Source organism: Sulfuricurvum sp. (genome assembly GCF_049305995.1).
Lineage (GTDB): Bacteria > Campylobacterota > Campylobacteria > Campylobacterales > Sulfurimonadaceae > Sulfuricurvum.
The window spans coordinates 1-6,411 of sequence record NZ_JBAQPS010000044.1 but is presented as its reverse complement, the minus strand read 5'-3'; the positions used below and the strand labels follow the sequence as shown (position 1 = coordinate 6,411).

Below are 6,411 nucleotides of genomic sequence, written 5' to 3'. Positions count from 1 at the left end.
CGCATTGGCGAGTATATCGGCGAGTGCCGCACCTTGATAGCCGTGCGAATAGACCTCTTCATAGGTAGCATCGATTAATTTTTGTCTCGTATTTTGTTCCATATTGAAATTATAACACAACCTCTTGACTATTTGGTCAAATCGTTTTATAATGCCACTTGACCGAATAGTCAACATCATCCAAAAAGGATCTCTCATGCCACTCATTCAAACCATAGCACCCGAAGAAGCGACAGGTGAGTTAGCGAAACTCTATAAACTCATCGAAGCGATGTGGGGAACCGTTGGTAATAATGCACAGCTTGTCGGTGTCAGCCCTGAGTTATTGCGTCAGCAAATAGATTTTATCAAATTTTACAGGAACCACCCTACTCTATCTATGCCGCTTCTCGCTGCTATCCGAATCATGGTTTCGAATGGCGAAGAGTGCCAGTTTTGTATCGATTACAATACGGGAATGTTGATAAACCTAGCGGGATGGAGCTTCGAGCAAGTCACCGAAATGCGAAACGATCCGAATGCCGCAAATCTCCCTGAACGTGAAATAGCGATGCTCAACCTCGCGATCAAAGCGATACGTAATGCCCACGGTGTTAGCGCAAATGATCTCGATACGTTGCGAGAGATGGGATGGAGTGATAGCGATATTCTCGATGCGGTAAACCATGCGACGCGGATGTTGGCGACCGATATTATTTTTAACACATTTAAAATCGGGGATTATCAATGAGTACCCAAAATACTTTCCAAGGTAAATACGACGGGCGAAGTAACGAAGGTTCCAAAAGAGCACTTTTAGTTATCGATGTACAAAACGAATATTTTACAGGGCTACTTCCCGTATGCTATCCACAAAATACATTACCCAATGTGTTTATGGCGATAAAAGAAGCAAAAAAGTCAAACATCCCCGTCGTCATCATTCAGCACACACTCGTAACACCGAATGCAAAAGCATTTATACGAGAAAGCGAGGGATGGGAACTGCTGGATGAGATTAAAAATATTTCGTACGACCACTATATCGAGAAGAATTTTCCCAGCTCTTTTGTCGGAACCGATCTAGAAGAGTGGCTACGTGCTAACGATATTGATACACTTGTCATCAGCGGATATATGACCCAATTTTGCTGCGATACCACTGCACGCTATGCTTATCATTTGGGCTTCAATGTCGAATTCCTCTCCGATGCGACGGCAACACTGGCATTTGAGAACAAAGCAGGAAAGGTGAGTGCCGAAGAGTTGCACCGCGCGATTTTGATCGTTCAAGCATCACGCTTTAGCAATGTAATGAGTACCCAAGAATGGATCGATACAATATTAGCAAATATCTAAAGGAAAAAAATGGGTACTCAAACCGGAAGATTAAATGAGGCGGATAAAGTATTTATTGCTAAACAAAAGATATTTTTTATTGCCAGTTGCAGCGGCAAAGAGGTGAACCTCAGTCCGCGCGGCTATGACTGTTTTCGGGTGATCGGAGATAACGAAGCGGTGTTTCTCGACTATGCCGGAAGCGGGAATCGTACCGCACGGGATAGTGAAAACGATGGTGAAGTGACAGTGATGTTTTGTTCATTTGAATCTACACCCATGATTCTACGCCTTTTTTGTAAAGGTGAGGTCATTGATAAAAATGATAAAAAACTACAAGAATTATTTCCTTTTTCTGATCTACGAGGGATGCGACAATTTATCAAACTCACGATCTATTGTGTTGAACATAGCTGTGGCATGAGTGTTCCACGATACGAGTTCATCGGACAACGTAACGATCTCAAAGAGTGGTGTCAGGATGAAGATCGAGCAGGAAGATTAGATGAATATATGCAACGTCGTCATACACAACCTGATTTAAACAACTAGTGATACAATCCCATTCATGATTACACACCGTTCAAGTACGCGTAGCGGCATTCTTTATATGCTAGCCGCATCATTTTTATTTGCCTTAACTATGGCATTTGCTAAACTTTTATCATCTAGTATGGGGTCGGTAGAAGTAACATTTTGGCGTAATGCGATCGGTTTGATTGTTATCAGTATAACCTTATACCATTCACCAATACACAATATTGGCGGTCGTCCATATACGTTGATTTTTCGAGGAATTATAGGAACCATTGCTCTTTTGACTTTTTTTTATACGATTAGTGCGACATCCCTCTCAAACGCTATTGTGTATGCAAAAACAGAGCCGATTTTTACCGCTATTCTTGCTTTTATTTTCCTCAATGAACCATTAAAACGCACAACTATTATCGCCATTTTGATTGGTTTTTTAGGGGTTATTATCCTCAGCGGTACAGAATGGAATACTCTATATTTTATGGGAATTTTGACAGGATTTCTTTCAGCTCTTGCGTATACCAGTGTTCGAAGTTTAAAAGCTTATTATGATGAAAGAAGTGTTGTTCTATCCTTCATGATTTTTGGCACTTTACTCCCAATAGCAATGATGTCAATCGGAGAGTTTTATCCGGTGAATATTTTTGGTTTTGAATTTATCCCTTTTGTTTTCCCCTCTTCTAGCGACTGGTTATGGATTATCTTTATGGGGGTAACCGCAGCATTTGGGCAAGTCTATATGACACGTGCCTATTTTTACGCTAAAGCAGGCATCGTCAGTACCGTCAGCTATTCAGTTATTCTCTTTGCAACTCTATTTGGAATTGTGCTTGGAGATATGTTACCAACTTCTACGATTATTCTTGGGGGTGCTCTGATTATTTTTAGCGGTATTCTCCTCACACGACAAAAATAACATAGCTTTTTCAGGATGAAACAATGAAACACTTTACCTCTGAACCCCTCACAAACATCCTCGAATGGGCGAATGAAACACTCGCGATAAATGATACTATCAGTTTGAAGGTTCTTAATCCCGATATTGGACGAGAGCACTACGCAGGTGAAATCATCTCCATCAACCAAATTGATTATCTTTACCGTAGCTACAAGGCATGGAGCGATTTGGGTGAACTCCTCTTTTGTCGAATGCTGACCCCAAAACTCCTAGATAATAATACAGTGATAATCACCTATGAAAAACTCAATCTTAATGATTCATTTCACCTATCTACTGAGAAAGAAGAAAAATACGGAACGTCATCCCGATTTGCTTCCATCCATAAAAATGAAGAACCTGCATTTTTAAGTGCTTATCTTCGTGCGCTAAAAAGTGTCAAAATAGGAGAAAAAAAACGGATTCTGAATTTGGGGATTAATACAGGAGACGAATTCGAGCTTATCCGACAAATGCTATCCAGTGAAACATACTATAACCTCTCCCTTGTCGGGATTGATTTTTCCCAAAGTGCCATCAATGTTGCACAAGAGCGATTTCATGAGGGAAATGCTACTTTTTATGTCCATGACATCAACGACCTTGCCTCTCTTAATTTAGGTAAATTCGATCTGATTATCACTATTGGAACACTCCAAAGTACATCGTTAGAATTTAAACCTCTCTTTGCGTCACTGGTTCAAGAGTACCTAACTACTGATGGGGCGATGATACTGGGGTTTCCAAATTGCCGTTGGATGGGAGGTGAGATGATTTACGGAGCTAAAGCTCCTAATTATCCTTATTCAGAGCTATCTATACTGATAAAAGACATCTACTATTGTAAAAAATATTTACAACAAAAAAAGTTCCGTGTCACCGTAACGGGAAAAGATTATCTCTTTCTCACTGCTACAAAAATAGTTGTTTGACCTGTTAAACTTATTTCGCTAGGATAAGAAGTTCAAATAAAGGGTAATTATGTTCAGAATACGTCTCTTTTTACTTTTTATGCTTATGCACTCATTTACTGCCTATGCCCTCAGTGAAGTTGAGACAATCAATCTCTCTTTAAAATCAATTGGAAGTGAAGAGACTCTCAATAATACTCAAGTTCTTGATAAAACCCTCGACAATTATCGAGGAACGATTAAGCCCCTCTATCATCGCTACACCCAAACCACGACAGAATTCGAAAAAATCAAATCAAAATTCGAAGCAGAGGGTATCCCCGTATTTTTCTCCCTTATCCCATACGCCGAATCTAAATTCAATCCTACGATTCGCGGCTACGGTACTGCTGGATTATGGCAGTTTGGAAAACAAAGTGCCAAAAACTTCGGGTTGAATGTCAAAAAAGGAAATGATGAACGTCTTGATCCTGACCGATCGACCGATGCGGCGATACGGTATATCAAATATCTCAAACGAGAGTTCGGAAGCTGGTATTTAGCCGATTTTGCGTATGCCATGGGGGAAGGAACGCTTAAACGACTGATTCAAAAAAATGGAAGTAAAAAACTATCCGTACTGCTAAAAGACCCCCATTTTCCATCAGGAACCAAGGCCCATTTTGCAAAAACACTTTTATTGGATGCAAAAATTCATTATACTAACATAGATGAGGAAAATAATGAAGATATTTCCGTTCGTGGTGAGCAAGTCGAACCATGAATAGTTCACCCAAGGACGAGCTCAGAGCGAACGAGGTTATAATTAGCCGATATTAGTATAAACCGCTTGAACGTCATCGTCCTCTTCGAGTTTATCGATAAGCTTTTCGATATCTTCCATCTGCTCTTCACTGAACTCTACAGGAGAGTTTGCGATACGCTCTAATGCGGCACTATCAGGGGTGATTCCCATTTTTTCTAATTCAGCGGATAACGCCCCAAAAGCAGTGTATTCGCCATACACACTCACTTCACCCTCTTCTTCTTCGATACTCTCTATCCCTGCATCGATAAGTGCAAATTCAAGCTCTTCGAGATCCATTGCAGGTTTTGGAAATCGAAATACCGCTTTGCGGCTAAACATAAATTCGAGTGAGCCGTTGTTGAGCGTCTCCCCTTTGGCACGACCGAAAATAGTACGAACATTGGAGATTGTACGGGCATTGTTATCGGTAGCACACTCTACGAAAAAGAGTACTCCATGTGGTCCTTTTCCCTCGATGTTCATCTCTGCCAAGGAGATAGCGTCTTTACCGCTGGCACGTTTGATCGCCGCATCGATATTGTCTTTTGGCATATTTTGCGCTTTTGCCGTCAAAATCGCACTGCGGAGTTTCGGGTTCATATCGGGATCTTCCCCACCCTCTTTTGCCGCCATTGTGATAATTTTGCCCAGCTTTGGAAATACGCGGGACATATTGCCCCAACGTTTCATTTTTGCCGCTTTGCGATATTCAAACGCTCTTCCCATACGGTACGCTCCCTCGAATTAACTTATAATAATTGTGAAATTATAGCGGGTTTAACGATGCATAACAAATTGTTTGTTTATTTACTACATCTATTTTGAGTCAAAAAACTGAAACTGATGGCGACCATTCTTTTTCGATGCATACATTGCCATATCCGCATTACTTAAGAGTAATTTTGCATTCTTTCCATCTTGCGGAAATAGACTGATCCCGATACTACATGCACTAAAGATTTTTTGATTGTTAATGATAAAAGGCTCACTAAAGAGTTTTTGTATTTTTTCGGCTATTTTACTAAAATGAGCCATAGTAATACCATTTTCGACAATAAGGACAAATTCATCTCCTCCTAAACGTGATATCGTATCCCCTTTTCGGATAATTTTTTGCATCCTTTTAGCAGCTTCGATTAATAACTTATCACCACTTGCATGACCGAGAGAATCATTAACCTCTTTAAAATGATCTAAATCGATAAAAAATACACCAAAAATCTCTTTTGTGCGGCTTTTACGCTGAATCGCTTGTTCGATTCTGTCCATCAAAAGGCGTCTATTCGGTAAGTGCGTCATTGGATCATGCATGGCAATATGAGAAAGCTTTTGTGTTTCTACCATTAGCTGATCTTGCATAGAAAGATACTCTGAAATATCATGAGTAAACTCTAAATAAGCGGTTATCTCCCCTTTTTCATCAAAAACAGGGCGCATATGTACTTCTATATGGTGTTTATGACCCTCTTTATCTTTACGTACATGACGCAGCGTAATTGGCCGTTTTGTTTTTTTAACACTATTCATAGGACAAGAACTACCGTCTTCTGAACAAGCAGGAGCTGTTTTTTGTGCAATATTAAAGCATTTATTGACCAGTACCGAATCATCCGTTTGCTCTCTTGCCGCTTGATTCATCATCGCTATCGTATAATCGGGTTCGATATAGAGGATAGGATCAGGGATTCCATCAATCATGGATTGCATTATTTCACGGGTGGTATTAAGTTTTTTCTCCAAAGTGATGATTCGAGCTACTTTTTCTAAAATATGTAAAAGCTGATAGGGATCGGTCGGTTTGAGAATATAATTATCGACATGAAGTGCAATACTTCGTAACAACAGATGAGTATCACTAAAAGCAGAGTTAACAATAATAGGAAAAGAAGGGTGTGTTTGACGTATCCGTTCTATCATCTCTAAAC

At 40.1% G+C, this 6,411-nt stretch carries 8 protein-coding genes and 1 pseudogene; 6 read left to right on the top strand and 3 right to left on the bottom strand.

What is annotated here, in order from left to right:
* A pseudogene (locus WA010_RS01420) lies at positions 1 to 198 on the bottom strand (hypothetical protein); the annotation flags it as partial.
* Here WA010_RS01420 and WA010_RS01415 point away from each other — a divergent pair.
* The 6 genes from WA010_RS01415 to WA010_RS01390 are packed head-to-tail and all read left to right on the top strand — an operon-like array spanning position 197 to position 4,462.
* Positions 197 to 730, top strand: a complete 534-nt coding sequence (locus WA010_RS01415; protein WP_422555394.1) for a carboxymuconolactone decarboxylase family protein — start codon at positions 197 to 199, stop codon at positions 728 to 730. The pseudogene WA010_RS01420 and the gene WA010_RS01415 overlap by 2 nt on opposite strands.
* Entirely contained in the window at positions 727 to 1,338 is a 612-nt protein-coding gene (locus WA010_RS01410) for a cysteine hydrolase family protein (protein WP_422555393.1), read from the top strand. The genes WA010_RS01415 and WA010_RS01410 overlap by 4 nt, the downstream gene beginning before the upstream one ends.
* Before the next feature lie 9 nt (positions 1,339 to 1,347).
* A complete protein-coding gene (locus WA010_RS01405; protein ID WP_422555392.1) occupies positions 1,348 to 1,869 on the top strand; it encodes a pyridoxamine 5'-phosphate oxidase family protein in 522 nt (173 codons plus the stop codon).
* A gap of 16 nt (positions 1,870 to 1,885) precedes the next feature.
* Entirely contained in the window at positions 1,886 to 2,767 is an 882-nt protein-coding gene (locus tag WA010_RS01400; protein ID WP_422555391.1) for a DMT family transporter, read from the top strand.
* Between the two features lie 23 nt (positions 2,768 to 2,790).
* On the top strand, positions 2,791 to 3,720 hold the full coding sequence (locus WA010_RS01395; protein WP_422555390.1) for a class I SAM-dependent methyltransferase: 930 nt from the start codon (positions 2,791 to 2,793) through the stop codon (positions 3,718 to 3,720).
* 49 nt (positions 3,721 to 3,769) lie between these two features.
* Positions 3,770 to 4,462: a lytic transglycosylase domain-containing protein gene (locus WA010_RS01390; protein WP_422555389.1), complete on the top strand. Its 693-nt coding sequence runs from the start codon at positions 3,770 to 3,772 to the stop codon at positions 4,460 to 4,462.
* 42 nt (positions 4,463 to 4,504) lie between these two features.
* Here the strand turns inward: WA010_RS01390 and WA010_RS01385 are convergent, their stop codons facing one another.
* The gene (locus WA010_RS01385; RefSeq protein ID WP_422555388.1) at positions 4,505 to 5,212 is read right to left on the bottom strand and encodes a YebC/PmpR family DNA-binding transcriptional regulator; all 708 of its coding nucleotides are present in this window, start codon (positions 5,210 to 5,212) and stop codon (positions 4,505 to 4,507) included.
* 90 nt (positions 5,213 to 5,302) lie between these two features.
* Positions 5,303 to 6,411 (bottom strand): diguanylate cyclase domain-containing protein (locus tag WA010_RS01380; protein ID WP_422555387.1); only part of this gene is annotated, 1,109 nt, incomplete at its 5' end.